We start from the raw sequence: 24,790 nt of genomic DNA on the forward strand, positions 1-24,790 counted from the left end.
ATCTGCGGCATTATATACTGGCGTCACTGAAACGGAAACGACACCGCTTGCCGCGTCCATTCCCGGCGCCGCCCACATCGGAAATCCCATGCAACTCAAGAATCCCATCCTCGGCCTGTGCCAACAGTCCACCTTCATGCTCAGCGCTGCCAAAGTCGATCAATGCCCGGACGATGAAGGCTTTGAAGTGGCCTTTGCGGGCCGTTCCAACGCCGGCAAGTCCAGCGCGTTGAACACGCTGACGCACGCCAGTCTTGCGCGAACCTCGAAAACTCCGGGGCGCACGCAGCTCTTGAACTTCTTCAAGCTAGACGATGATCGTCGTCTGGTCGACCTGCCGGGTTACGGTTATGCAAAAGTACCTATCCCGTTGAAGCTGCACTGGCAGCGTCACCTGGAAGCCTATCTGGGTGGGCGCGAGAGTTTGAAAGGTCTGATTTTGATGATGGACATTCGTCATCCAATGACCGACTTCGACTTGTTGATGCTCGATTGGGCCGTCGCCAGCGGTATGCCAATGCACATTTTGCTGACCAAAGCCGACAAACTGACTTACGGAGCGGCAAAAAACGTCCTGCTCAAAGTGCAGGCAGATATTCGTAAGGGCTGGGGGGATGCGGTCAGTATTCAGCTTTTTTCCGCGCCAAAACGTCTGGGCCTGGAAGACGCCTACACTGTATTGGCAGGCTGGATGGAGCTGGCGGACAAGGGTTCCGAGGCCGCTGAATAAGGCTTTTAAGCAAATTCAGGGCAAAAAAAACCCCGGACTTCTATGGGGAGGGGGAAGTTCCGGGGTCCAAGTTCCGGACCGCTAGGGCGGGGTCCAGATATCTGCCAACACTTAACACAACATAGGAGCATCGAAGGGCTTCACCAGCCATTCAGTTACTCTGAGTGGTGGTTGATGGATAAGTTCCGAAGAAGTTCCAAACCCATTAGAAATAAGCCCCAGCATTTTTCGAAATAAGGCTCCTGGCCTTTTTCTGCCGCGGCGCTATGCCGCAGCAGAAAACGCCTTTCAGACGGCTCAGTGAGCCTCATCCCAGTTATTTCCGACCCCAACCTCTACCAGTAGCGGCACATCCAGCTTCGCCGCGTCGCTCATGTGGATGCGAATTTCCTCACGCACCTGATCGACCAGATCTTCACGCACCTCCAGCACCAATTCATCGTGCACCTGCAAAATGACTTTGGCGTCGAGGCCTGACGAGGTCAGCCAGTTGTCCACGGCTACCATGGCTTTCTTGATGATGTCGGCCGCCGTGCCTTGCATCGGGGCATTGATCGCCGTGCGTTCGGCGCCTTTGCGCAGGGCCGGGTTTTTCGCGTTGATTTCCGGCAGGTACAGACGACGACCGAAGATCGTCTCCACGAAACCTTGCTCGGCCGCCTGGGCGCGAGTGCGTTCCATGTATTGCAGCACGCCTGGGTAACGGGCGAAGTAGCGATCGATGTACGCCTGAGACTGTTTGCGATCTACACCGATCTGCTTGGCCAGGCCAAACGCGCTCATGCCGTAGATCAAGCCGAAGTTGATCGCCTTGGCGCTGCGACGTTGATCAGTAGTCACGTCCGCCAGTTCAACGCCGAAGACTTCGGCCGCGGTGGCCTTGTGCACGTCCAGATTATTGCGGAAGGCATGCAGCAGGCCTTCGTCTTTGGCCAGGTGGGCCATGATTCGCAGTTCGATCTGCGAATAGTCCGCCGCCAGTAGCTTGTAGCCGGTTGGTGCAACAAACGCCTGACGAATTCGACGCCCTTCGGCGGTACGGATCGGAATGTTTTGCAGGTTGGGATCGCTGGACGACAAGCGCCCGGTCGCGGCCACGGCCTGGTGATAAGAGGTGTGAATCCGCCCTGTGCGCGGGTTGATCTGCTCCGGCAGACGATCGGTGTAGGTGCTTTTCAGCTTGCTCATCGAGCGGTATTGCATCAGCACTTTGGGCAGCGGGAAATCCTGCTCGGCCAGTTCTGCCAATACGGCTTCGGCGGTGGAGGCCTGGCCCTTGGCCGTTTTACTGAAGACCGGCAGGCCGAGTTTTTCGTACAGGATCACGCCCAATTGCTTCGGTGAACCGAGGTTGAATTCCTCGCCGGCGATGGCAAACGCCTCACGCTCGAGAGCGACCATTTTCTCGCCCAGTTCAACACTCTGGATACCCAGCAGGTTGGCGTCGACCAGCGCGCCCTGGCGCTCGATCCGTGCCAGCACGGGCACCAGCGGCATTTCGATTTCGCTCAGGACTTTGCTCAGGCTCGGGATGGCATTGAGTTTTTCTTGCAGGGTTTGATGCAGGCGCAGCGTCACATCGGCGTCTTCGGCGGCGTAAGGGCCGGCCAGTTCCAGAGAGATCTGGTCAAACGTCAGCTGCTTGGCACCTTTGCCGGCGATGTCCTGAAAACTGGTGGTGGTGTGATTCAGGTACTTGAGCGCCAGGCTGTCCATGTCGTGACGGGTCGCCGTGGAGTCCAGTACGTAGGATTCGAGCATGGTGTCGAACGCGATGCCCCGCACGGTAATGCCGCAGTCCTGATCGCCGCCGATGGCGCAGTTGGCGAGGATGTTCATGTCGAACTTGGCGTGCTGGCCAACCTTGAGCTTGTTCGGGTCTTCCAGAATCGGTTTCAGCGCGCGAAGCACGGTGTCGCGGTCCAGTTGATCCGGCACACCCATGTAGGAATGGGTCAACGGAATGTAGGCCGCTTCGTTGGGTTGTACAGCGAACGACAGGCCAACCAGTTGCGCCTGCTGCGCATCGATGCCGGTGGTTTCGGTGTCGAAGGCGATCAGCTTGGCGTCGTTGAGCTTTTTCAGCCACAGGTCGAAATCCGCCTGGGTGAGGATCGTCGTGTATTTGAGTTCTGTCTCGGCGGCAACTTCTTCAGCCACCGGAGCGGTGACTTCCTGCCCGGAACGCTTGGCGTCGCGCTGGTTGTCTTCGAACCAGCTCTTGAACTCCAGCAGGGTGTAGAGCTCGGCGAGTTTGTCGTGATCCGGTTTGCCCATTTGCAGGTCATCAAGGCCGATGTCCAGCGGTACGTCGATCTTGATGGTTGCCAGTTGATAGGAGAGGAACGCCATCTCCTTGTGCTCTTCGAGCTTGGCCGGCAGGGTTTTGGCCCCACGAATCGGTAGGGTCGGGACGATATCGAGCTGCGCATACAGCTCGGTCAGGCCGCCATTCACGCCCACCAACAGGCCGGAAGCGGTCTTCGGGCCAATACCCGGAACGCCCGGGATGTTGTCGGAAGAGTCGCCCATCAATGCCAGGTAATCGATGATCTGCTCGGGAGCGACGCCGAATTTCTCCTTCACGCCCTCCACGTCCATGCTGCTACCGGTCATGGTATTGACCAAGGTAATGTGGCCATCGACCAGTTGCGCCATGTCCTTGTCGCCGGTGGAGATGATCACCGGGCGATCGGCCGCTGCGCTGCTGCGCGCCAGGGTGCCGATCACGTCATCGGCCTCGACGCCTTCGACGCACAACAGTGGGAAGCCCAGGGCGATCACGCTCTGGTGCAGCGGCTCGATTTGCACGCGCATGTCGTCGGGCATGCTTGGACGATTAGCCTTGTATTCGGCGTACATGTCATCGCGAAACGTCCCACCCTTGGCATCGAACACCACGGCGAACGGACTGTCCGGGTATTGCTTGCGCAGGCTCTTGAGCATGTTCAATACGCCCTTGACCGCTCCGGTCGGCAGGCCTTTGGACGTGGTCAGCGGTGGCAGCGCGTGAAAGGCGCGGTACAGGTAAGAAGAACCGTCCACCAGGACGAGGGGGGCTTGGCTCATGAGCAGGATCAACCTTTTCGGCGGGTCCGGCGCTAGAATAGCGGGACCGTTGACGACAAAGGGACAAGGTTATCATGCGCACACTAAATCGCCTGTTGCTGGCTGGCTTGTTTGCAATCACACCGATAGCCGTCATGGCGGCGGACGATGCGCCGACACCGGAACCGGAAGTGACCATCCACACGGAAGGGGACAAGGTCATCCAGGAGTACCGTCAAAACGGTTTCCTGTACGCGATCAAGGTCACGCCGAAGGGCGCGCCGCCGTATTTTCTGGTACGCGCCGATGGAACAGATGCAAACTTCATCCGCTCGGATCAGCCGGATATGCTGATTCCGTCGTGGAAAATCTTTGAGTGGAAGTAGTTTCTTAATTTCAATCGGCGCTGGCTCACGAGCGGCGCCCGTACTGGCAGTTTAAACATGTCTGTGTTCACCCCCCTGGCTCGGCCCGAGCTGGAAGCTTTTCTCGCCCCTTATGGCCTCGGCCGCCTGCTTGATTTCCAGGGGATTGCTGCCGGTAGCGAAAACACCAATTTCTTTATCAGCCTGGAGCAGGGCGAGTTCGTCCTGACCCTGGTCGAGCGCGGTCCGGTTGATGAAATGCCGTTTTTCATCGAACTGCTCGACGTTCTGCATGAAGCTGATTTGCCGGTGCCTTACGCGCTGCGTACCACCGACGGCATTGCCTTGCGTGAATTGGCTGGCAAGCCTGCGCTGCTGCAGCCGCGCCTGGCCGGCAAGCACATCAAGCAAGCCAACGCACAACATTGCGCGCAGGTCGGTGAACTGCTCGGCCATCTGCACCTGGCCACCCAGGCCAACATGATCAAGCGCAAAACCGATCGTGGCCTGGACTGGATGCTAGAGGAGGGCACGCAGTTTCTCTCTCATCTGGATGCCGAACAGCGTGAACTGCTGCAGCGGGCGCTGGACGAAATCACACAGCAGAAAGAGAAAATTCTGGCGCTGCCGCGGGCCAATATCCATGCAGACCTGTTCCGCGACAACGCGATGTTCGAAGGCACGCACCTGACCGGGTTGATCGACTTCTACAACGCTTGTTCCGGGCCGATGCTCTACGACGTGGCGATTGCCTTGAACGACTGGTGTTCCAATGAGGGCGGTTTGATCGACGGGCCAAGGGCGAGGGCATTGCTGGGGGCTTATGCGGCGTTGCGCCCGTTTACAGCGGCCGAGGCCGAGTTGTGGCCGACGATGCTGCGCGTGGCGTGCGTGCGGTTCTGGTTGTCACGGTTGATTGCCGCAGAGTCTTTCGCCGGGCAGGACGTGCTGATTCACGATCCGATGGAGTTTCAATTGCGCTTGGCGCAGCGGCAGAAAGTCAGCACACCGCTTCCTTTCGCCCTTTAAAAGCTTCGCGAGCAAGCCCGCTCCCACATTGGAACTGCGCCAGCCACAGAATTTGTGTGCACAGGAATCCAATGTGGGAGCGGGCTTGCTCGCGAATGGGGGCGACACAAATGTCCGGGTTACAACGACTCCAGGCACCCCGCCAAATCATTCCCCAACTTCTCCAGCACCTGCTCATATCCTTGTGCAGTCGCGGGTGTGTATCCGCCCAGCGCATCCAGTTCCGCCAGCTTCACTGGCAACCCGGCCACCAACGTTTCCGCCAGGCGCGGACGCAACGGCGGTTCACTGAACACGCAAGTCTTGCCGACTTCCTGCAATCGCGCGCGCATTGTCGCGACGTGCTGGGCGCCCGGCTGTACTTCGGCAGCGACGCTGAATACGCCAGTGTGCTTGAGGCCGTAAGCGTCTTCGAAGTAGTCGAACGCTTCATGGAATACGAAATACGGCTTGCCCGCGATCCCCGCCAGTCGCGCCTTCAAGCGCAGGTCCAGCGCATCCAGTCGCTCGTCGAACGCTTTCAGGTTGCTTTGATAACGCGCCGCATTGGCCGGATCGGCAGCACTCAGGTCGGCGGCCATTTTTGTGGCGATCACGCGAGCATTGACCGGTGATAACCACAAATGCGCATCCAGCGTGCCTGGGCGGTGATCGTGGTCATGTTCGTCGGCATCTTCGGCGTGAGATTGGCTATCTTCGGCGAAATGTCGAAGATTAAGCCCAGGCAAATCCTGCACGGCGACGCTCGGCAGCGTACGACCGTTAAGCACGCGCGGCAGGAAGCCTTCCATGTCCGGCCCGATCCAGTAAAGCAGATCGACCGATTGCACCTTCCGTACGTCGGAAGGACGCAAGGCATAGTTGTGCGGCGAAGCCCCTGGCGGTAGCAACACTTCCGGAATCGCCACGCCATCCTGCACCGCAGCGGCAATCAGCTGCAGGGGTTTGATGCTGGTGAGGACTTTGACCTCGGCGTGCGCCGAACCGATCAGCAAAAAACTTGCGACAAATGCGACAAAGATAGAAAAAAGTCGGGACACGATGACCACTCGAAGAGGCGAGAACGGGTAACATAATAACGTCTCTCACAAAACTCGTCGCCGCTCATGCCTAAAACACCGATTGCCAGCCGTCCCCACGACCACTCTCATTGCGTGCATAGCGCATTGTCTGAGGCCGATGCCTTGTGCGCTCGTCAGGGATTGCGCCTGACCGCGTTGCGCCGCCGGGTGCTGGAACTGGTGTGGCAAAGCCACAAGCCGCTGGGTGCGTACGACATTCTCGCGGTGCTCAGTGAGCAGGACGGCCGTCGTGCCGCGCCGCCGACCGTGTATCGCGCGCTGGATTTTCTCCTGGACAACGGCCTCGTACACCGCATTTCCTCGCTGAACGCCTTCGTCGGCTGCAATCATCCGGGGCACGCTCACCAAGGGCAGTTCCTGATTTGCCGCGAATGCCACGCCGCCATTGAACTCGAACAGCAGTCCATCAGTGACGCCATCATTGGTAGCGCCAAGGATGTGGGATTTATTGTCGAAGGCCAGACCGTAGAAGTGGTCGGCCTCTGCTCGGGCTGCCAGGGGGCTTGATGAGCAATGCGCTGATCCGTCTTAAGCAAGTTGCCGTCACGTTTGCCGGGCAACCTGTGCTGGATAACATCGAGTTGAGTGTCGAGCCAGGGCAGATCGTCACCCTGATCGGCCCTAACGGTGCCGGCAAGACTACGTTGGTGCGCGCGGTGCTCGGCCTGTTGAAACCGGACAGTGGCAGCGTCTGGCGCAAGCCGAAACTGCGCGTTGGCTACATGCCGCAAAAACTTCATGTCGACCCGACGCTGCCGCTTTCAGTGCTGCGCTTCTTGCGCCTTGTACCGGGCGTGGATCGTGTCATGGCCTTGGCGGCACTGCAGGAAGTCGGCGCCGAGCAGGTCATCGACAGTCCGGTGCAAAGCGTTTCCGGCGGTGAAATGCAGCGCGTGCTGCTGGCCCGAGCCCTGTTGCGCGAGCCGGAATTGCTGGTGCTCGACGAACCGGTGCAAGGTGTCGACGTCGCTGGCCAGGCCGAACTCTATAGCCTGATCACGCGACTGCGCGACCGTCATGGCTGCGGTGTGTTGATGGTTTCCCACGATTTGCACCTGGTAATGAGCACCACCGACCAAGTGGTTTGCCTCAATCGCCACGTCTGCTGCTCCGGCCATCCTGAACAAGTCAGTGGTGATCCGGCGTTCGTCGAGCTGTTCGGCAAGAACGCACAAAGCCTGGCGATTTATCACCACCACCACGACCACGCCCATGATCTGCATGGTTCGGTGGTCACCGCCGCTTCGGCAGCCCAACCCCACGTTCATGGAGATAGCTGCAAGCATGGCTGATTTTCTGCTCTACGCCCTGCTTGCAGGTTTGGCCTTGGCACTGGTGGCGGGCCCGCTGGGTTCGTTCGTGGTCTGGCGGCGCATGGCCTATTTCGGCGACACCTTGTCCCATGCCGCTCTGCTGGGCGTAGCGCTGGGCTTTCTGCTGGATGTCAGCCCGGCCGTTGCGGTCACCGTCGGCTGTCTGCTACTGGCGGTGTTGCTGGTGACGTTGCAACAACGCCAGCCGCTGGCGTCTGACACGCTTTTGGGAATACTCGCACCGAGCACCCTCTCTTTGGGCCTGGTGGTACTAAGCTTCATGCACGAAGTGCGGATCGACCTGATGGCGTATCTGTTCGGCGACTTGCTGGCGATCAGCCCGACCGATCTGGCCTGGATCCTTGGCGGCAGCGCAGCCGTGTTGGCCCTGTTGGTGACGTTGTGGCGGCCGTTGCTGGCAATCACGGTGCATGAAGAACTGGCCAAGGTCGAAGGTTTGCCAGTGGCCTCGCTACGATTGGCCCTGATGCTGCTGATCGCCGTGGTGATCGCGGTGGCGATGAAAATCGTCGGCGTTTTGCTGATTACGTCGCTGTTGATCATCCCGGCGGCTGCGGCACAACGTCACGCCCGGTCGCCGGAGCAGATGGCACTGGGCGCGAGCCTGCTGGGCATGCTCGCGGTCTGTGGCGGGCTGGCGCTGTCGTGGTTCAAGGACACACCGGCAGGCCCATCGATTGTTGTGACGGCTGCCGCACTGTTTCTGCTGAGTTTTGTCCTGCCCCGTCGAGGGGTGTAGACTTGCTCGTTTTTTGCGCAAATAGAGAGTCGCAGGAATGAAGTCGTTCGCCTCCCGTTATCTGCTCCTTGTCGCATTTTCTTTGCTGCTGGGTGCCTGCCAAAGCACGCCACCGGCGGCCCAAGGGGCCACTGATGCGCGGGCTACGGCCATCGCGCAGCTGGAACAAAACATCGCCAGTGATGAATTGGCCACCGCCGAAGACCAGCTGGCGACGTTGCAAGCCGAATCGCCCAACGATCCGTCCCTTGAGCCCTACCAGCGACAACTGGCCGAGGCTTATCTTCGTCGCAGCCAGATCGTGCTGCAAAAAGGCGACGTGAATGCCGCCGCCACCGCTCTGAGCCGTGCCCGTGCCCTGATGCCCAAGGCGCCAGCGCTGACCGGTGGAGTCAACGGCGCAATCACTCAGGCCCGCAAGGCTGAGCTGGATAAAGCCGAAGCGGCTCTCAAGGCTGCCGAATCCCAGCCAAAGGCCAAAGTCATCGATCCGACGGCTGAAAGCACCACGGTTGCGTTGAATATCTCCGATATGAGCCAGTTACGTCGCCAACTGGATGCTATTGCCGCCGATGTGGTGCATTTTCAATGCGATGTGAGCATTCAGGCGCCGCGCACCGATGATTACCCCTGGCTGGCCACACTGCTGACCAAACGAGTGAAGAAACTGGATTCGGACTTCGATTTGAAGCTGGAAAAACAGATCCTGCGTAACATTCCGGCGCAAATGGTCTTGAGCCCTCGTAAACCTTAGAGGTTTCGCGAGCAGGCTCGCTCCCTCAGGATGATCATCGCTGATCTATGTGGGAGCGAGCCTCCCTGTAACACAAGTCTTCAGGCCGGAATTCCCTTGGCCTTAGGCTCTCGATCCCACACCCGATGCTGCCCGATTGCCGCAAAAAACGGCTTGATCAGCTTAGCGTCCGTCCCGACGACCAACCCCGCATCAACCTTCAGCTTCAAGACATCCAGCAACTGTTTGGCCTCGCCTTGCAGAGCGATCGCCTTCAGGTGCTTGTACGCCTCCAGCAGGTAATGCAGCGCCACGCCATCGCTGCTCAATGCCTTGATCGACGCCGCGCCACCGGGCACGAACACTGCGTCGAACGCCACTGAAGGCAAGCCTTCCATCGAAGCATCCACCGGCAACGTTTTGCCATCGGCGGTGCTCACCGGGGCTGAGCTTGGGCCGAGCAATTTGGCGTGCGCCCCTTCCGCTTTCAATGCCCTCTTCATCGCTTCAATGGCTGCACCATCGACACCATTCGCTGCGAGTATCGCCACTTTCCGGGTTTTTATATGCCCCGGCAGGAGGTTGGCCTGGCTCAATGCCGGCGAGCGCTCCAGGGTGATTTTCGGCACGTCGACGGTCCCGGTCTTCGGCGCTGGCAGCCCTAGATTGGCGGCTACTCGCCTGGCCAGTTCCAGATCGATATTGGCCAGGATTTCATTCACCTCCCGCGCCCGGATGACCTCCCGCTCCACCTTGCCGAGTTCAAAGCTGTAAGCCGCAATGATGTGTTCTTGTTCGTGCTTGCTCATGCTGTGAAAGAACAGGCGCGCCTGGGAGAAGTGGTCGCTGAACGACTCGCTGCGCTGACGGATCTTGTTGGCGTCGATGCGCTCCGGATAGCTCTCGAAACCGCCATCCTGCGCGGCGGGCGGTGTTTCTTTCGGCCAGCCACCGTCGATCGAGTTCGGTTCGTAAGCTGCGCGGCCCTTGTCGATGGTGGTGCGGTGCATCGCATCGCGCTGACCGTTATGGAACGGCGCCACCGGCCGGTTGATCGGGATCTCATGAAAGTTCGGCCCGCCGAGTCGGCTGATTTGCGTGTCGGTGTAGGAAAACAGTCGACCTTGCAGCAGCGGATCGTTGGAGAAATCGATCCCCGGCACGATATGGCCCGGGCAGAACGCGACCTGTTCGGTCTCGGCGAAGAAGTTGTCCGGGTTGCGGTTGAGTACCATCTTGCCCAACGGCGTAATCGGCACCAGTTCCTCTGGAATCAGCTTGGTCGGATCAAGAATGTCGAAGTCAAAACTGTGCTCGTTTTCCTCTTCGATGATCTGCACACCCAATTCCCACTCTGGGTAATCGCCCCTCTCGATGGCTTCCCAGAGGTCGCGACGATGGTAATCGGTGTCTTTGCCGGCAAGCTTTTGCGCCTCATCCCACACCAGCGAGCAGGTGCCGGCGGTGGGGCGCCAGTGAAATTTGACGAAGCGCGATTTGCCTTCGGCGTTGATCATCCGGAACGTGTGAACACCGAAGCCTTGCATGCTGCGCAGGCTTTTCGGGATCGCCCGGTCGGACATGGCCCAGATCACCATGTGCGCCGACTCCGGCACCAGGGAGACGAAGTCCCAGAACGTGTCATGTGCCGAGCCGCCCGTAGGCATTTCGTTGTGTGGCTCGGGTTTTACCGCATGCACGAAGTCAGGAAACTTGATCGCGTCCTGTATGAAAAACACCGGCATGTTGTTGCCCACCAGGTCGAAGTTGCCTTCTTCGGTGAAGAACTTCACGGCGAAACCTCGAACATCCCGCACGGTATCGCCTGACCCGCGTGGCCCCTGTACCGTGGAAAAACGCGTGAATACTGGCGTCTTCTTACCCGGATCCTGCAGGAAACCAGCCTTGGTCAACACAGAATGGTTTTCGTATGCCTGGAAGTAACCATGAGCGCCGGTTCCGCGAGCATGGACGATGCGTTCGGGAATGCGTTCATGGTCAAAGTGCGTGATTTTCTCACGCATGATGAAGTCTTCCAGCAGCGAAGGCCCGCGGGCGCCGGCTTTCAGGGTGTTCTGGTTGTCCGATACCTTCACGCCCTGATTGGTGCGCAGGGCCTGGTCGGTGGCGTCGGAGCGAAATTTTTCCAGGCTGTCGAGCTTGGCATTGGTGTTGCCCCGGTCCGGGGCATCGGTACCGGCCATTGCGCTTTTGTTAGCTGCAGGCTTCTTGATGCTCATCAGGCTAAACTCCTCGTTCGATTCCCGCCGAAGCCAGGACTCTGTGCATTCCCCAGGCACGGCACCGGGGGCGTTTTCGAGTTGCCTTATTAGTGACTGATGAGGTTTTTAGCCGTTCCTTTTTTATGACCTTTGATCGCGTTATTGCCAAATCGAAGGATGAATGCGGAATAAATGCTAATAACCTCTATACGGACAGGCTAAAATGCGCGCCCGGCTAACCGCTGATCCTTTTTCTAACGCGCCCCACAAGGTTCGCTACGTGATCGAGTTTCAAAACGTCCACAAAACCTACCGCGTCGCCGGTAAGGATATTCCCGCCCTGCATCCGACCAGTCTGACGATTGAGAACGGTCAGGTTTTCGGCCTGATCGGTCATTCCGGTGCGGGAAAAAGTACCCTGCTGCGTCTGATCAATCGCCTGGAGAACTCCAGTGGCGGCAAGATCATCGTCGACGGCGAAGAAGTCACCGCGCTGGATGCCAACAGCCTGCGACGCTTCCGTCAGCAAGTCGGGATGATTTTCCAGCACTTCAACCTGCTGGCGTCCAAGACAGTGGCCGACAATGTCGCGTTGCCGTTGACCCTGGCCGGCGAACTGTCGCGCAGTGAGATCGACCTGCGGGTGGCCGAATTGCTGGCGCGGGTGGGTTTGTCCGACCACGCCAAAAAGTACCCGGCTCAGTTGTCCGGTGGCCAGAAGCAGCGCGTCGGCATTGCCCGTGCCCTGGCGACCAAGCCGAAAATCCTGCTGTGCGATGAAGCCACCAGCGCCCTGGACCCACAGACCACGGCGTCGGTCCTGCATTTGCTGGCCGAGATCAACCGCGAGCTGAAGCTGACCATCGTGTTGATCACTCACGAAATGGACGTGATTCGCCGAGTCTGCGACCAGGTCGCGGTGATGGACGCCGGTGTGATCGTCGAGCAAGGTTCGGTGGCCGAGGTGTTCCTGCATCCGAAGCACCCGACCACCAAGCGTTTTGTGCAAGAAGACGAGCAGATCGACGAAAGCGAACAGCGCGACGACTTCGCTCATGTGCCGGGCCGCATCGTACGCCTGACCTTCCAGGGCGAAGCGACCTACGCGCCACTGCTGGGCACCGTCGCCCGCGAAACGGGTGTGGACTACAGCATCCTGGCCGGTCGTATCGACCGCATCAAAGACATCCCCTACGGGCAACTGACCCTGGCCGTCACCGGTGGCGACATGGAGGCGGCGTTTGCCCGCTTCACCGCGGCTGACGTTCACATGGAGGTGCTGCGCTGATGGAAGTCCTGACAAGTTTCTTCGTTAATATCGATTGGTACGAAATCTGGCTGGCCACCGGCGACACGTTGATGATGCTCGGCGGTTCCTTACTGTTCACTGTATTGCTCGGCTTGCCGCTGGGCGTGCTGCTGTTCTTGTGCAGCCCGCGCCAGTTGCTGGAAGCCAAAGGCGTCTACGCGATACTGTCGCTGATGGTGAACGTGCTGCGTTCGCTGCCCTTCATCATTCTGCTGATCGTGATGATCCCGTTCACCGTGTTGATCACCGGCACATCGCTGGGCGTCGCGGGTGCGATCCCACCGCTGGTGGTGGGCGCCACGCCGTTCTTTGCGCGACTGGTGGAAACCGCATTGCGTGAAGTGGATCGCGGCATCATCGAAGCCACCCAGGCCATGGGCGCGACGACGCGTCAGATCATCACCAATGCCTTGCTGCCAGAAGCCCGTCCCGGCATCTTCGCCGCGATTACGGTGACAGCGATTACGCTGGTGTCCTATACGGCAATGGCCGGTGTAGTCGGCGCTGGTGGCCTGGGCGACCTGGCGATCCGTTTTGGTTATCAGCGTTTCCAGCCCGACGTGATGGTTGTGACGGTGTTGCTGCTGCTGGTGCTGGTTCAGGTGCTGCAAACCTTTGGCGACAAGTTGGTTGTCCATTTTTCCAGAAAATAAAGAATTCTCGTCAATAACAAATGAGCCGGCCATTCGCTGGCAGGCGCCAGACGGGCGCCTTATATGGAGTTAGCTGAATGAAAAAACTACTCGTCGCGTTCGCTGCTGTTGCGGCCTTCTCCGCCCACGCAGACACCCTGACTGTCGCTGCCACCCCGGTCCCGCACGCAGAAATCCTCGAATTCGTGAAGCCGGCCCTGGCCAAAGAAGGCGTGGACCTGAAGGTCAAAGTCTTCACCGACTACATTCAGCCGAACGTGCAGGTAGCGGAAAAACGTCTGGACGCCAACTTCTTCCAGCACCAGCCGTACCTCGATGAGTTCAACAAGGCCAAGGGCACCAACCTGGTTTCCGTGGTCGGTGTGCACCTGGAGCCGCTGGGCGCGTACTCCAGCAAGTACAAAACCCTCGCCGAGGTGCCGGGTGGTGCCAACGTGGTGATCCCGAATGACGCCACCAATGGCGGCCGTGCGCTGTTGCTGTTGGAGAAGGCTGGCCTGATCAAGTTGAAGGACTCGAACAACATCCTGTCGACCGTGAAGGACATCACCGAGAACTCCAAGGACCTGAAATTCCGTGAACTGGAAGCCGCGACCATCCCACGCGTGCTGACCCAGGTCGACCTGGCGCTGATCAACACCAACTACGCGCTGGAAGCCAAGCTCGATCCAGCCAAGGACGCGCTGGTCATCGAAGGCAGCGACTCGCCATACGTGAACATCCTCGTGGCCCGTCCGGACGACAAGGACAGCGACGCGATGAAGAAACTGGTTGCCGCGCTGCACAGCCCGGAAGTCAAAGCCTTCATCCTCGAGAAGTACAAAGGCGCGGTAGTGCCGGCGTTCTGATTGTCTGAACGCAACGAAAAAGGGGACGCCATGTGCGTCCCCTTTTTTTGTGCCAAAACACCGCTCCCTGTAGGAGCACGGCTTGCCGGCGATGGCATCCTTGAGACCGCCATCGCCGGCAAGCCGTGCTCCTACAGAAAAGCGTGGTGATTATTTGCGGTTAAGCATCACCGGCAACTGCGCCACCAGCTTCGCATTGTTCAGCGGCGCCCGAATAAACCCTCGCTGTGTGCCATCCGGGCCGATTACCGCCAGGTTGCCACTGTGATCAACCGTGTAGTTCGGTTTGCTGGTGTCGGCCGGAATAAACGGAATGCTCACGGCGTTGGCCAGCTTCTGAATGTCATCCACCGAGGAAGCGGTCAGGCCTTTGAACTGTGGATCGAAGTAGCCCAGGTACTGCTTGAGCTGAGGCGGGGTATCGCGGTTCGGGTCGACGCTGACCAGGATGATCTGCAGTTTGGCCACCGCCTCGGGTGGCAGCTCGCTTTTGATCTGACGCAACTGGGCGAGGGTGGTCGGGCAGATATCCGGGCAGAAGGTGTAGCCGAAGAACAGCAGGCTCCATTTGTCTTTCAGCTGATTGACCGTCACTGGATTGCCGTCCTGATCGGTCATTTTCACGTCAGGCAAGTTGCGACTTTGCGGCAGCAGGATGATCCCCGCGTCGATCAGTGCCGTCGGGTCGCCCTGGCCTTTACCAGACAGCACTTTGTTGATGGTCAGGCCCAGAACCAGTGCGATCAGGGCGACGAGAATGAAGACGGTTTTCTGGGTTCGAGTCATAGGTTCAACAGTAAGTAGTGGTCTACGAGCAGCGCGATAAACAGCAGGAACAAGTAGTAAATAGAATACTTGAACGTGTTGATCGCCGCGTGCGGCCGGGTGCCACGGTACAGCACCACGGCCCATTGCAGAAACCTTGCGCCCAGCACCACGGCGCAAACCAGGTAGAGCAGGCCGCTCATGTGGATCACGTAGGGCATCAGGCTGACGGCCAGCAACGCAAAGGTATAAAGCAGGATGTGCACCTTGGTGTAGTGCTCGCCATGGGTGACCGGCAGCATTGGAATGTCGGCCTTGGCGTATTCCTCTTTGCGGTGAATCGCCAGCGCCCAGAAGTGCGGCGGGGTCCAGGCGAAAATGATCAGCACCAGCAGCAGCGGTTCGGCGCTGACGTGTCCGGTGGCAGCGGTCCAGCCAAGCAACGGCGGGGCTGCCCCGGCCAGGCCGCCGATGACGATGTTCTGCGGGGTCGCACGTTTCAGGAAACCGGTGTAGACCACTGCATACCCGAGCAGCGATGCGAGGGTCAGCCAGGCGGTCAGCGGATTGGTGAACGCCAGCAACAAGGCCTGACCCAGCACGGCCAGCACCAGGGCAAACGTCAGCGCAGAGGCCGGTGACACCCGGCCTTGCGCCAACGGACGTTTGTGCGTGCGGGCCATGATCGTATCGATGCGCCGGTCCACCACATGGTTGACGGCCGCGGCGCCACCGGCACACAAGGCGATCCCCAGATTGCCGAACACCAGCACCGTCCATGGCACCCCGGCACGGGTCGCGAGGAACATGCCGACCAGCGAGGTGATGAGCATCAGCACCACCACTTTCGGCTTGGTCAGCTCCAGGTAGTCACGCCAGATCGCCTGACTGTGACGTTCGCCGATCAATGTCGCCATGGCATCTCTCCTTTTATTGTTATGGGCCCGGCTGAGTGTTTACGCGGGCTGAAGTGCCAACGCGCGAGGGATTGCTGCTTGACCCGAACCAGACTGGTCCGTGCGTGATAATTGACCAGCACCATCGTCAGCAGGAGTGCCGCGCCGCCCGCGTTGTGGGCGACGGCCACCGGTAGCGGCAGATGGAACAGCACGTTGCTGATTCCAAGGGTGATTTGTGCAGTGAGTGCGATCAGCACCATCCCTGCAAGACGCGTCATGCCGACGGCTTTCAGTTGCCAGGCGAGCCCGAGCAGCACCAGCGTGACCAGCAACGCGCCAATTCGGTGGGTCAGATGAATCGCGGTACGGGCATCGCTGTCCAGTTGTCCACCAAGGTAATTGGGGCCGATGTGTTGAGTCAGATGAAAGCCGTTGGCGAAATCGGCCGGTGGCATCCATTGTCCATGACAGGTCGGGAAATCGATGCAGGCCACGGCGGCATAGTTGGAACTGACCCAGCCACCGAGGGCAATTTGCAGGATCACCAGCAGCAACCCTGCCGTCGCCCAATACTGCAAACGCCGTGGCACGGTCAGCGCCGGCAATACGCCCGACAGGCGCAACGTCAGTAAAAACAACAAACTCAGCGTCGCAAACCCGCCGAGCAAATGCCCGGTGACCACTTGCGGCCAGAGCTTGAGCGTCACCGTCCACATGCCGAACGCGGCTTGGGCGAACACCACCGCCAGCAAGAACAATGGCAACTTCACCGGTTGCCCCGGATGACGACGGTGCACCCAGGCCCGGCCCGCCAGGATCGAAATCAACAGCCCCAACGTACCGGCGAAGTAGCGGTGGACCATCTCGTTCCAGCCTTTATGGGCTTCGACCGGAGCATCGGGAAAGTGCAATTCGGCATGCGCCAGTTGGGCTTCGCTTTTCGGCACGCTGATAAAACCGTAGCAACCGGGCCAGTCCGGGCAGCCGAGGCCGGCGTGGGTCAGGCGGGTGTAGGCGCCGAGCAACACCACAATCAGTGCCAGCAAGGTGGCAAACAGCGCGAGGCGAAATCCAGGTTTGGCCATGACGATGCCCTTATCCGATGTTCGACAGTTTCAGCAGATGACGCAGGTCGTTAAGCAGATCCTTGCCCTTCACCGTCGGGTCATAAAGCAGCACCAGGTTGCCGTGCGGGTCGATGATCCACAGTTGCGGTGCAGTTTTATCCCCTGTCGTCTTGCTGAAAGTGGTCAGGTCCATGGGGTAGCGTTGTAGTTGAGGATACTCGCGGGTCAGCTTGGCGTCGTACTCGCTGCTCAGCGGTTGCGCGGCAGCCAAGGCGTGGCTGGCGCGGGAGGCATCGCGGCCAAGGCCGATCTGGATTTGTCGCGCCAGGTACACCAGTTGCTGGCAGTCGACCGAGCAATCCTTGGGCGCCGTTACCAGCAACTGCCAGCGATCCTCTTGTGCCTGCACACCCAGATCGGCGCGTGTCTGGCCGTTACCGATCAGCTCGCCGTGATAGCTGCGACCCTCCGGCACCCAGAACTGCAGTTTGTACATGCCGGTGGCGAGGATCATCGGACCGATCACCCCGAGCAAAATCAGCAGCAGCTGAAAGCGGCCCTTGCGTCGACTCGCCGGTGTTTTCGCCTCAGACATGTTGGGTGGATTCATGGCCGCTCCCATGGTGTTTCTCCTTTGCGTTGTGCCAGCCGAGATAGAGATAAAGGCCGAACAGGGCGAGCGACATGGCGAACCACTGCACGGCATAAGCGAGGTGTTTTTCCGGCCCCATGGCCACTACTGGCCAATCGGCCTGGTAGGACGCGGGGCCGGTTTCTTCACGTAATTCGTAGGCGAACCCTGCACGGTTCAGCGCCGTCCACAGCTTGGCCGGCTCAACGGCGGTCACCAGTTGTGGCCAGGTCGTGGTGCTCGGATCGGCATGCAACTGGAAGGTCGCGCCGGGGGACACGTAGACCGAGGCGTCAAGACTCAAGGCCTCTTCAGGTGTAGTGAACTGCGGCGGTATGCGCCGGTCCGGCCAGGGCAGCCAGCCGCGATTGACCAGCAACCAGAGCCCGGACGCCTGGTCCTGAAACGGTTGCAATAGCTCAACGCCGACCTTGCCGTTACGCTGGCGGTTGTCCAGCAGCAGGCTGTGCGCGGCATCGAATTGGCCGTGCAAGTGAACCCGGCGGAAGGCCGGGTCTTCGGTGTGTTGCAACTCGGTGCTGGCCATCGGTTCGGCGGCGCGGCGCTCGGCATAGCTTTGCAGCAACGCGCTTTTCTCCGCGCCTCGGCCCAGTTGCCAGAACCCGAGCGACACCAGCAGCGGCAGCAATGCTGCCACCACCAGGGTCGGCACGATGCCCGGCCGGAAGCGCTTCATGGCGAGGCCAAAAAGTCGCTGGTCGCGATAGCTATACTCAAGTGCATCGCCTTTCCCCCGGAGTCTCACCATGCTCAAAGCAGCCATCGTCCTGATGCTGATTGCCACGGTTGTCAGCCTGTTCAGCGGCCTGTTTTTTCTGGTCAAGGACGACAGCAGCTCAAACCGCCTCGTCATTGCCTTGAGTGTTCGTGTGGCCTTGGCCGCTGTCACCGTCGGCTTGATCGCCTGGGGCTTCTTCAGTGGCCAGTTGGTGTCGCACGCGCCTTGGTAAGCCTCATAGCACGTAGACGAAAACGAACAGGCCGATCCACACCACGTCCACGAAGTGCCAATACCAACTCGCCGCTTCAAAGCCGAACTGGTGATCGGCATCAAAGTGCCCGCGCATGACCCGCATCAGCATCACAAACAGAATGATCGTGCCGATGGTCACGTGGGCGCCGTGGAAACCGGTGAGCATGAAGAACGTCGCACCGTAGATGCCGGAGCCGAGGGTCAGACCCAGCTCGTGGTAGGCGTGCATGTATTCTTCAGCCTGAAAGGTGAGGAACGCACAGCCCAGCAACACGGTGATCGCCAGCCAGAGTTTCAGTGCGCCGCGATGACCCTTTTTCAGCGCGTGGTGGGCGATGGTCACGGTCACGCTGGAACTCACCAGCAGCACGGTGTTGAGCAGCGGCAAGCCCCAGGGGCTGATGACTTCCTTGGGCGGTGGAAACAGTTTCGAGTCAGGGTTGTTGAGCAGCGGCCAGGTCCACTCGAAAGTCGGCCACAGCATGTGCGCGATGCCCTTGGCACCTTCACCGCCGAGGGCCGGGCCGGAGACGTGACGTACATAAAACAGCGCGCCGAAGAAAGCGATGAAAAACATCACCTCGGAGAAGATGAACCAGCTCATGCCCCAGCGAAACGAGCGGTCCATCTGAGCGCTATATAAGCCGCTACGACTTTCCTTGATCACCGTCCCGAACCAGCCGAACAGCATGTAGGCCAGCAATAGGCCGCCGACGAAAAAGATCAGCGGGCCGTGGGATTCCGGCCGCGCGGCCTTCAGATCGTTGAACCAGGTACCCAGGCCAAACACCGTGGTGACCATGCCGAACGTGGCGATGATCGGCCATTTGCTCTGGGCCGGTACGTAATAGTGTTCATGAGTTGCCATTTATTGTTCTCCTTATCGGGCACGCTCAGCCGCCAGTGTTTACAGCTACCGGTGGATGTCGGGCGGTGATATCGAACAGCGTGTAGGACAGCGTCAGGTGCTTCACATCCTTGGGCATGTCACGGTCAACGATGAAACGTACCGGCATCTCGATCCGTTGACCGGGCTGCAGCACTTGCTGGGTAAAGCAAAAACATTCGGTCTTGTGGAAGTACGCCGCGGCTGTGCTGGGCGCGATGCTCGGCACGGCCTGGGCGCTCATCGGCCGATCGGTGGGGTTGTGCGCGATGAAAATCATCTCGTTCACAGCGCCCGGATTGGCGGTCAACTCCTCAGCCTTGGGATAGAAATCCCATGGCATGTCGGCAGTGTTGGTCGACAGGAACTGCACGCGAACCTGCCGCGAGGTGTCCACGGTTTGCTCGCCTTCGTATTGCCCGGCGGTCTTGCCGTTAATGCCGAAGGCCTTGCACATCACGTCGTAGATCGGCACCAGGGCAAACCCGAAGACAAACATGGCCACCACCACCAGCAGCAGGCGGGTGACCAGTTTTTTCATCGAAATCGAATCAGCCATGGTTTCCAACCTCCACGCCAAACCCTGTAGGAGTGAGCCTGCTCGCAATGGCGGTGTGTCTGGCACACCGCGTCGAACCCATCGCGAGCAGGCTCACTCCTACAAAGGCCAGGCGTTTCATTTCATTTCACTTCCGGCGGCGTAGTAAAGGTGTGATACGGCGCCGGTGACGGAATGCTCCACTCCAGGCCTTCGGCCCCATCCCATGGTTTGGCCGGTGCAGGCGGGCCACCACGAATGGTCTTGATCACGATGAACAGGAAGAAGAGCTGCGTTGCGCCGAACATGAACGCGCCAATTGAGGAGACCATGTTGAAGTCGGCGAATTGCAGGTTGTAGTCCGGAATCCGTCGCGGCATGCCGGCCAGGCCCACGAAGTGCATCGGGAAGAACGCCATGTTCATGCCGATGAACGAGAGCCAGAAATGCAGCTTGCCCAGGGTTTCGTCGTACATGTGGCCGGTCCATTTCGGCATCCAGTAATAGGCCGAGGCGAAGATCCCGAAAATCGCCCCCGGCACCAGCACATAGTGGAAGTGCGCGACGACGAAGTAGGTGTCCTGGTACTGGAAGTCCGCTGGGGCGATGGCCAGCATCAACCCGGAGAAACCGCCGATGGAGAACAGGATCACGAACGCCACGGCAAACAGCATCGGCGTCTCGAAGGTCAGTGAGCCTTGCCACATGGTGCTGGCCCAGTTGAACACCTTCACCCCGGTCGGCACCGCGATCAACAGCGTCGCGTACATGAAGAACAACTCGCCCACCAAAGGAATGCCGACCACAAACATGTGGTGCGCCCAGACGATGAACGACAGGAACGCGATACTCGCCGTGGCGTAGACCATCGAGGTGTAGCCGAACAGCGGTTTGCGCGAGAAGGTCGGGATGATCGAGCTGACGGCACCGAAGGCCGGCAGGATCATGATGTACACCTCGGGGTGACCGAAGAACCAGAACACGTGCTGGAACAGAACCGGATCACCGCCACCGGCGGCACTGAAGAAGCTGGTGCCGAAGTGGATGTCCATCAGCATCATCGTCACGCATCCGGCCAGTACTGGCATCACCGCGATCAGCAGGAATGCGGTGATCAGCCAGGTCCAGACGAACAGCGGCATTTTCATCAACGTCATGCCGGGGGCGCGCAGGTTGAGGATGGTCGCGATCACGTTGATCGCGCCCATGATCGAACTGATCCCCATCAAGTGGATGGCGAAGATAAAGAACGTCACGCTTTCCGGTGCGTAGGTGGTCGACAGCGGGGCGTAGAACGTCCAGCCGAAGTTCGGACCGCCACCGGGGGTGAACAGGGTCGACACCAGCAGCAGGAACGCGGCCGGCAGCAGCCAGAAGCTGAAGTTGTTCATCCGTGGCAGCGCCATGTCCGGTGCGCCGATCATCAACGGGATCATCCAGTTGGCGAGGCCGACGAAGGCCGGCATCACCGCACCGAAGACCATGACCAGGCCATGCATGGTGGTCATCTGGTTGAAGAATTCCGGCTGGACGATTTGCAGCCCCGGCTGGAACAGCTCGGCGCGAATCACCATCGCGAACGAGCCGCCGAGCAGGAACATGGAAAACGCAAACCACAGGTACAGCGTGCCGATATCCTTGTGGTTGGTGGTCAGCACCCAACGCATCAGGCCTTTGGCGGGGCCGTGGACGTGGGTGTGGTCGGTGGCGGTATGAACATGTTCATCGACTACAGCAGTCATGTCCTGTCTCCTGCAAACAGATGGGCTGGGCAGGTCGGGGCGCGTAGCCCCAACCCGTTCCTTAAGTACGCAATAGACCGGGTCATTTGCTTTCCGCCTGTTTCAGCTCCAACACTTCTTTAGGAGTGACCATGTCGCCCTTGTTGTTGCCCCAGGCGTTACGTTCGTAGGTCACGACCGCCGCGATATCGACTTCCGAGAGCTGCTTGCCGAACGCCGCCATGGCGGTGCCGGGTTTGCCGTGGAAGACAATGCTCAGGTGACCTTCTTTCGGTCCGGTGGCGATTTTCGAGCCCTTGAGTGCCGGGAACATCGGCGGCAGCCCTTGACCTTCGGCCTGGTGACAGGCCACGCAGGTGGTGTGGTAGATCTTGTCACCACGTTCCTTGAGCTCGTCGAGGGTCCACTCTTTGCTGGTCAGTTCTTTGAGTTGCAGGGCTTCAGCCTTGCGGTCGGCGAGCCATTTTTCGTAATCGGCCTTTTCCTTGACCTCGACCACAATCGGCATGAAGCCGTGGTCCTTGCCGCACAACTCGGCGCATTGGCCACGGTAGATGCCGGGCTTGTCGACGCGGGTCCAGGCCTCATTGACGAACCCCGGGATCGCATCGCGCTTGACCGCGAAGGCCGGGACCCACCAGGAATGGATGACGTCGGCGGAGGTCACCAAAAAGCGCACCTTCGCACCAATCGGCAACACCAGCGGCTTGTCGACCTCGAGCAGGTAATGCTCGCCCTTGGTTTCCTTGTTGTGGATCTGGTCGGCGGGAGTGTTCAGGTTGCTGAAGAACTCAACGTCCTGGCCCAGGTATTTGTAGTGCCACTTCCACTGATAGCCCGTGACCTGGATGTCGATATCCGGCTCACTGGCGTCGTACATCTTGATCAGGGTTGCCGTCGCGGGAACCGCCATGGCCACCAGAATGATGAAGGGCACGATGGTCCAAAGGATTTCGACGGTGGTGCTTTCATGAAATTTTGCGGCCACCTGCCCGGTCGAGCGGCGGTGGAGAATCATCGACCAGAACATGGCGCCAAAGACGATGATGCCGATCACTACACAGATCCAGAAAATGGTCATGTGCAGGTCAAATACTGCGTGACTGATTTCAGTCGCTCCTGGCGCCATATTCACAGTCCAGGCTGCTTGCGCCTGACCGAAAATCGACCACAACAGGAGGCCCATCCAGACGTGTGGATGTCGCATCATTGCGGGTTCCCCTTATCGTTCTTGTTATCCCGCCGGCTTTCACCTGCGGCAAGGGAGCGGCTTTTTCAGACTACGAACTTGAATCGCCGAGCCTTGCTGCGTGTGCAGTCGGGCGTCATCAGCTAACTCCATTCCCACCCGAGTATAGACAGCGACTGCTACCTCGCAATGTGATGGCGTAAATGATCTGAAACAGCTGGTACTTGCGTTCAAGGGCACGAATGGAGAAGGATGCAGACGAGTGGTGGCAAATCGATATAACGGAGGCGTCTCAAGGATGAAACAATTATGACAAATGCGTCTTAGCATTTTTCATAAGGCAGCTAAGTTATGTCTTCCCTATTTCATTGCCTTTGTTTCCTGGAGTTTTCATGAACACCGCCGCATTGCGCGAGCAGATCCAAAAAGCCCAACAACACGAGAAAGACACTGGCCTGCTGGCGCGTCAGCTGCAGACCAAACTGCCTCATCTACACCCTGCTATCCAATTGCCAGAGGCTGATGCCAATGGCGTACTGACGCGTTTTATTAGCGCCTACATCGATGAAGTACCCGATCTGCTGGACGCAGCCAATGAAGTGGCAAGGGAAGCGGGTATCGATTCACAAATCAAACCGGTGCTGAACATCGCCGAGCAGTACTTCCTCCAGCCGCCAACCATCATGGCCGGCCATGTCGGGCTCGACAGCCTGCTGGATGAAGCCTATCTGGCGCACCGTTTTGTAGAAGAGGTCAACGACCTGTACATCAAGCATTTCGGCCAGCCACTGATCCCCTTGGACATGACGGTCGCCAATCTGATTGCTCACCAATTGATCGGTGAGGAATTTGCCAACCAACTGGATGAAGCAGTGCATCACGCCATCGACGAGATGCTCGATGATGAGAGTTTTGCGCTGGAGTCGGTGGAAACCTACCGCGAGAAGCTCAACAGCCCGGACACCGGCGCCGCGTGGAAACGCTGGCCGTGTATGTCGCGCCGCTTGGGTGTAGGCCTGGAACTGGATCAGCCGGCAGCTTGATCCATTGAACAATATGTTCCCGTGGGAGCGAGCAGGCTCGCTCCCACATTGCCAACCCGCGCTTCACTCCCCCTCATTTCAATTCGCCTGGTCCCACTCGAGGATTCAGGCGTTTTTAGAACCGCGCTTTGGGCGTTGCCACCGGAATCGGATGGCTGCCATCGAGTGGCAGGAAACGCCCCTGGTCCGCGTCGTAAGCTTTGATTTCGCTGGTTTCGATGCTGTAGACCCAACCATGGATGAACAGATGACCGTTGGCCATGCGCGAGGCCACCGATGGGTGTGTGCGTAAATGCTGAAGCTGAGCAATCACATTCTCCTCGGTGAGGATGTGCATGCTTTCGTTCTCGTCAGAGCAATGGCAGTTTTCCTGGACCATGGTTTTCGCCACTTCGGCGTGTCGCAGCCAGGCTTTTACCGTCGGCATTTTTTCCAGGCTTTGCGGGTTCAGCACTGCGCGCATCGCGCCACAGTCGGAGTGCCCGCAAATGATGATGTGCTGCACGCCAAGGGCGAGGACCGCGTACTCGATGGCGGTGGAAACACCACCGTTCATTTGCCCATAAGGCGGTACCACATTGCCCACGTTGCGGGTCACGAACAGATCGCCGGGAGCGCTTTGGGTGATCAGCTCAGGAACGATGCGCGAATCGGCGCAGGCGATGAACATCGCTCTGGGGCTCTGGGCCGTGGCGAGTTTTTTGAAGAGCTCCTCCTGCTGTGGAAAGACCTCATGGTGAAAATGCAAAAAGCCGTCAACGATATGCTGCAACGCTGCATCGGCGGTTTCCGCCTCGGGTTGGGCTTGTGCCGACGCAGCCAACGGCTGTTTATCCTTCTCACTCATCAATTCATCCTCAATGGCGGAGTCAGGGAAGTGTCCCGTTTTGTCCAGTGTGAAGCCAGTGGCTGTTTAAAAAACATCCAGGTCGAAAACCTCGACC

The 24,790-nt window shown here is 59.1% G+C and carries 25 protein-coding genes; 12 read left to right on the forward strand and 13 right to left on the reverse strand.

From position 1 onward, the window contains the following. The first annotated feature begins 88 nt into the window (after nucleotides 1-88). A complete protein-coding gene (yihA, locus tag C7534_RS20875; protein WP_033049579.1) occupies nucleotides 89-730 on the forward strand; it encodes a ribosome biogenesis GTP-binding protein YihA/YsxC in 642 nt (213 codons plus the stop codon). Nucleotides 731-1,027: 297 nt separating this feature from the next. Here the strand turns inward: yihA and polA are convergent, their stop codons facing one another. After that, nucleotides 1,028-3,799 (reverse strand): DNA polymerase I, encoded by a 2,772-nt coding sequence (gene polA, locus C7534_RS20880; protein ID WP_109786892.1) that lies wholly within the window; start codon nucleotides 3,797-3,799, stop codon nucleotides 1,028-1,030. 74 nt (nucleotides 3,800-3,873) lie between these two features. On the opposite strand from polA, the gene C7534_RS20885 reads away from it, so the two are divergent. Together C7534_RS20885 and C7534_RS20890 are read left to right on the forward strand one after the other, a co-directional pair. Then, nucleotides 3,874-4,164, forward strand: coding sequence for a DUF2782 domain-containing protein (locus C7534_RS20885; RefSeq protein WP_046031057.1), 291 nt, complete (start codon nucleotides 3,874-3,876; stop codon nucleotides 4,162-4,164). Between the two features lie 57 nt (nucleotides 4,165-4,221). Beyond that, nucleotides 4,222-5,172, forward strand: coding sequence for a homoserine kinase (locus C7534_RS20890; protein WP_046031058.1), 951 nt, complete (start codon nucleotides 4,222-4,224; stop codon nucleotides 5,170-5,172). A 119-nt stretch (nucleotides 5,173-5,291) separates the two neighbouring features. On the opposite strand, the gene C7534_RS20895 is transcribed toward C7534_RS20890, so the two are convergent. Next, nucleotides 5,292-6,212 (reverse strand): zinc ABC transporter substrate-binding protein, encoded by a 921-nt coding sequence (locus C7534_RS20895; RefSeq protein WP_109786893.1) that lies wholly within the window; start codon nucleotides 6,210-6,212, stop codon nucleotides 5,292-5,294. A gap of 66 nt (nucleotides 6,213-6,278) precedes the next feature. On the opposite strand from C7534_RS20895, the gene zur reads away from it, so the two are divergent. The 4 genes from zur to C7534_RS20915 are packed head-to-tail and all read left to right on the forward strand — an operon-like array spanning nucleotide 6,279 to nucleotide 9,081. Continuing rightward, nucleotides 6,279-6,761, forward strand: coding sequence for a zinc uptake transcriptional repressor Zur (zur, locus tag C7534_RS20900; protein ID WP_046031059.1), 483 nt, complete (start codon nucleotides 6,279-6,281; stop codon nucleotides 6,759-6,761). Then, nucleotides 6,761-7,546: a zinc ABC transporter ATP-binding protein ZnuC gene (gene znuC / locus C7534_RS20905; protein ID WP_109786894.1), complete on the forward strand. Its 786-nt coding sequence runs from the start codon at nucleotides 6,761-6,763 to the stop codon at nucleotides 7,544-7,546. Before zur ends, znuC begins: the two co-directional genes overlap by 1 nt. Further along, the gene (gene znuB / locus C7534_RS20910) at nucleotides 7,539-8,327 is read left to right on the forward strand and encodes a zinc ABC transporter permease subunit ZnuB (protein ID WP_046031061.1); all 789 of its coding nucleotides are present in this window, start codon (nucleotides 7,539-7,541) and stop codon (nucleotides 8,325-8,327) included. Before znuC ends, znuB begins: the two co-directional genes overlap by 8 nt. A 37-nt stretch (nucleotides 8,328-8,364) precedes the next feature. Continuing rightward, complete coding sequence (locus C7534_RS20915) at nucleotides 8,365-9,081, forward strand: PA5502 family lipoprotein (RefSeq protein WP_109786895.1); 717 nt, start codon at nucleotides 8,365-8,367, stop codon at nucleotides 9,079-9,081. 80 nt (nucleotides 9,082-9,161) lie between these two features. Here C7534_RS20915 and katE read toward each other — a convergent pair whose 3' ends face one another. After that, nucleotides 9,162-11,300: a catalase HPII gene (gene katE, locus C7534_RS20920; protein ID WP_109786896.1), complete on the reverse strand. Its 2,139-nt coding sequence runs from the start codon at nucleotides 11,298-11,300 to the stop codon at nucleotides 9,162-9,164. 262 nt (nucleotides 11,301-11,562) lie between these two features. Between katE and C7534_RS20925 the strand changes: the two genes are divergently transcribed. From C7534_RS20925 to C7534_RS20935, 3 genes are all read left to right on the forward strand, one after another. Beyond that, nucleotides 11,563-12,570, forward strand: coding sequence for a methionine ABC transporter ATP-binding protein (locus C7534_RS20925; protein ID WP_109786897.1), 1,008 nt, complete (start codon nucleotides 11,563-11,565; stop codon nucleotides 12,568-12,570). Then, nucleotides 12,570-13,244 (forward strand): methionine ABC transporter permease, encoded by a 675-nt coding sequence (locus tag C7534_RS20930; RefSeq protein WP_046031065.1) that lies wholly within the window; start codon nucleotides 12,570-12,572, stop codon nucleotides 13,242-13,244. The genes C7534_RS20925 and C7534_RS20930 overlap by 1 nt, the downstream gene beginning before the upstream one ends. 77 nt (nucleotides 13,245-13,321) lie before the next feature. Then, nucleotides 13,322-14,092, forward strand: coding sequence for a MetQ/NlpA family ABC transporter substrate-binding protein (locus C7534_RS20935; protein WP_046031066.1), 771 nt, complete (start codon nucleotides 13,322-13,324; stop codon nucleotides 14,090-14,092). Nucleotides 14,093-14,242: 150 nt separating this feature from the next. On the opposite strand, the gene C7534_RS20940 is transcribed toward C7534_RS20935, so the two are convergent. From C7534_RS20940 to C7534_RS20960, 5 genes are read right to left on the reverse strand one after another with little or no spacing between them, the layout of a single operon-like run. Then, nucleotides 14,243-14,878, reverse strand: coding sequence for an SCO family protein (locus C7534_RS20940; protein ID WP_046031067.1), 636 nt, complete (start codon nucleotides 14,876-14,878; stop codon nucleotides 14,243-14,245). Continuing rightward, on the reverse strand, nucleotides 14,875-15,774 hold the full coding sequence (gene cyoE / locus C7534_RS20945) for a heme o synthase (protein WP_046031068.1): 900 nt from the start codon (nucleotides 15,772-15,774) through the stop codon (nucleotides 14,875-14,877). Before cyoE ends, C7534_RS20940 begins: the two co-directional genes overlap by 4 nt. After that, nucleotides 15,762-16,841 carry a COX15/CtaA family protein gene (locus C7534_RS20950; protein ID WP_046031069.1) on the reverse strand — a complete coding sequence of 360 codons (1,080 nt, stop codon included), beginning with the start codon at nucleotides 16,839-16,841 and terminating at the stop codon, nucleotides 15,762-15,764. The genes cyoE and C7534_RS20950 overlap by 13 nt, the downstream gene beginning before the upstream one ends. 10 nt (nucleotides 16,842-16,851) lie before the next feature. Beyond that, nucleotides 16,852-17,445 carry a hypothetical protein gene (locus C7534_RS20955; protein WP_109786898.1) on the reverse strand — a complete coding sequence of 198 codons (594 nt, stop codon included), beginning with the start codon at nucleotides 17,443-17,445 and terminating at the stop codon, nucleotides 16,852-16,854. Further along, nucleotides 17,411-18,151: an SURF1 family protein gene (locus tag C7534_RS20960; RefSeq protein ID WP_046031121.1), complete on the reverse strand. Its 741-nt coding sequence runs from the start codon at nucleotides 18,149-18,151 to the stop codon at nucleotides 17,411-17,413. The genes C7534_RS20955 and C7534_RS20960 overlap by 35 nt, the downstream gene beginning before the upstream one ends. A 70-nt stretch (nucleotides 18,152-18,221) precedes the next feature. On the opposite strand from C7534_RS20960, the gene C7534_RS20965 reads away from it, so the two are divergent. Then, on the forward strand, nucleotides 18,222-18,425 hold the full coding sequence (locus tag C7534_RS20965; protein WP_046031071.1) for a twin transmembrane helix small protein: 204 nt from the start codon (nucleotides 18,222-18,224) through the stop codon (nucleotides 18,423-18,425). 3 nt (nucleotides 18,426-18,428) lie between these two features. Here C7534_RS20965 and C7534_RS20970 read toward each other — a convergent pair whose 3' ends face one another. The 4 genes from C7534_RS20970 to coxB form a co-directional block, all read right to left on the reverse strand. After that, a complete protein-coding gene (locus C7534_RS20970) occupies nucleotides 18,429-19,316 on the reverse strand; it encodes a cytochrome c oxidase subunit 3 (protein WP_109786899.1) in 888 nt (295 codons plus the stop codon). A 25-nt stretch (nucleotides 19,317-19,341) separates the two neighbouring features. After that, nucleotides 19,342-19,893: a cytochrome c oxidase assembly protein gene (locus C7534_RS20975; RefSeq protein ID WP_046031073.1), complete on the reverse strand. Its 552-nt coding sequence runs from the start codon at nucleotides 19,891-19,893 to the stop codon at nucleotides 19,342-19,344. A gap of 122 nt (nucleotides 19,894-20,015) precedes the next feature. Beyond that, nucleotides 20,016-21,614 (reverse strand): cytochrome c oxidase subunit I, encoded by a 1,599-nt coding sequence (gene ctaD, locus C7534_RS20980; RefSeq protein ID WP_046031074.1) that lies wholly within the window; start codon nucleotides 21,612-21,614, stop codon nucleotides 20,016-20,018. 82 nt (nucleotides 21,615-21,696) lie between these two features. Beyond that, nucleotides 21,697-22,824 (reverse strand): cytochrome c oxidase subunit II, encoded by a 1,128-nt coding sequence (gene coxB, locus C7534_RS20985; protein ID WP_109786900.1) that lies wholly within the window; start codon nucleotides 22,822-22,824, stop codon nucleotides 21,697-21,699. A 371-nt stretch (nucleotides 22,825-23,195) separates the two neighbouring features. Between coxB and C7534_RS20990 the strand changes: the two genes are divergently transcribed. Beyond that, entirely contained in the window at nucleotides 23,196-23,846 is a 651-nt protein-coding gene (locus tag C7534_RS20990; RefSeq protein WP_077430959.1) for a hypothetical protein, read from the forward strand. 115 nt (nucleotides 23,847-23,961) lie between these two features. Here C7534_RS20990 and C7534_RS20995 read toward each other — a convergent pair whose 3' ends face one another. Beyond that, a complete protein-coding gene (locus C7534_RS20995) occupies nucleotides 23,962-24,693 on the reverse strand; it encodes a carbonic anhydrase (protein ID WP_046031077.1) in 732 nt (243 codons plus the stop codon). Nucleotides 24,694-24,790 lie beyond the last annotated feature (97 nt).

The organism is Pseudomonas sp. OV226 (assembly GCF_003148705.1).
Taxonomy (GTDB): Bacteria; Pseudomonadota; Gammaproteobacteria; order Pseudomonadales; family Pseudomonadaceae; genus Aquipseudomonas.

Coding starts and splice junctions, on each gene's coding strand:
- yihA (WP_033049579.1), top strand. CDS start 89: ATGCAACTCAAGAATCCCATCCTCGGCCTGTGCCAACAGTCCACCTTC.
- C7534_RS20940 (WP_046031067.1), bottom strand. CDS start 14,878: ATGACTCGAACCCAGAAAACCGTCTTCATTCTCGTCGCCCTGATCGCA.
- C7534_RS20960 (WP_046031121.1), bottom strand. CDS start 18,151: ATGAAGCGCTTCCGGCCGGGCATCGTGCCGACCCTGGTGGTGGCAGCA.
- C7534_RS20885 (WP_046031057.1), top strand. CDS start 3,874: ATGCGCACACTAAATCGCCTGTTGCTGGCTGGCTTGTTTGCAATCACA.
- znuB (WP_046031061.1), top strand. CDS start 7,539: ATGGCTGATTTTCTGCTCTACGCCCTGCTTGCAGGTTTGGCCTTGGCA.
- polA (WP_109786892.1), bottom strand. CDS start 3,799: ATGAGCCAAGCCCCCCTCGTCCTGGTGGACGGTTCTTCTTACCTGTAC.
- C7534_RS20935 (WP_046031066.1), top strand. CDS start 13,322: ATGAAAAAACTACTCGTCGCGTTCGCTGCTGTTGCGGCCTTCTCCGCC.
- C7534_RS20990 (WP_077430959.1), top strand. CDS start 23,196: ATGAACACCGCCGCATTGCGCGAGCAGATCCAAAAAGCCCAACAACAC.
- C7534_RS20955 (WP_109786898.1), bottom strand. CDS start 17,445: ATGGGAGCGGCCATGAATCCACCCAACATGTCTGAGGCGAAAACACCG.
- C7534_RS20890 (WP_046031058.1), top strand. CDS start 4,222: ATGTCTGTGTTCACCCCCCTGGCTCGGCCCGAGCTGGAAGCTTTTCTC.
- coxB (WP_109786900.1), bottom strand. CDS start 22,824: ATGATGCGACATCCACACGTCTGGATGGGCCTCCTGTTGTGGTCGATT.
- C7534_RS20930 (WP_046031065.1), top strand. CDS start 12,570: ATGGAAGTCCTGACAAGTTTCTTCGTTAATATCGATTGGTACGAAATC.
- C7534_RS20965 (WP_046031071.1), top strand. CDS start 18,222: ATGCTCAAAGCAGCCATCGTCCTGATGCTGATTGCCACGGTTGTCAGC.
- zur (WP_046031059.1), top strand. CDS start 6,279: ATGCCTAAAACACCGATTGCCAGCCGTCCCCACGACCACTCTCATTGC.
- znuC (WP_109786894.1), top strand. CDS start 6,761: ATGAGCAATGCGCTGATCCGTCTTAAGCAAGTTGCCGTCACGTTTGCC.
- C7534_RS20915 (WP_109786895.1), top strand. CDS start 8,365: ATGAAGTCGTTCGCCTCCCGTTATCTGCTCCTTGTCGCATTTTCTTTG.
- C7534_RS20950 (WP_046031069.1), bottom strand. CDS start 16,841: ATGGCCAAACCTGGATTTCGCCTCGCGCTGTTTGCCACCTTGCTGGCA.
- cyoE (WP_046031068.1), bottom strand. CDS start 15,774: ATGGCGACATTGATCGGCGAACGTCACAGTCAGGCGATCTGGCGTGAC.
- katE (WP_109786896.1), bottom strand. CDS start 11,300: ATGAGCATCAAGAAGCCTGCAGCTAACAAAAGCGCAATGGCCGGTACC.
- C7534_RS20995 (WP_046031077.1), bottom strand. CDS start 24,693: ATGAGTGAGAAGGATAAACAGCCGTTGGCTGCGTCGGCACAAGCCCAA.
- C7534_RS20970 (WP_109786899.1), bottom strand. CDS start 19,316: ATGGCAACTCATGAACACTATTACGTACCGGCCCAGAGCAAATGGCCG.
- C7534_RS20975 (WP_046031073.1), bottom strand. CDS start 19,893: ATGGCTGATTCGATTTCGATGAAAAAACTGGTCACCCGCCTGCTGCTG.
- ctaD (WP_046031074.1), bottom strand. CDS start 21,614: ATGACTGCTGTAGTCGATGAACATGTTCATACCGCCACCGACCACACC.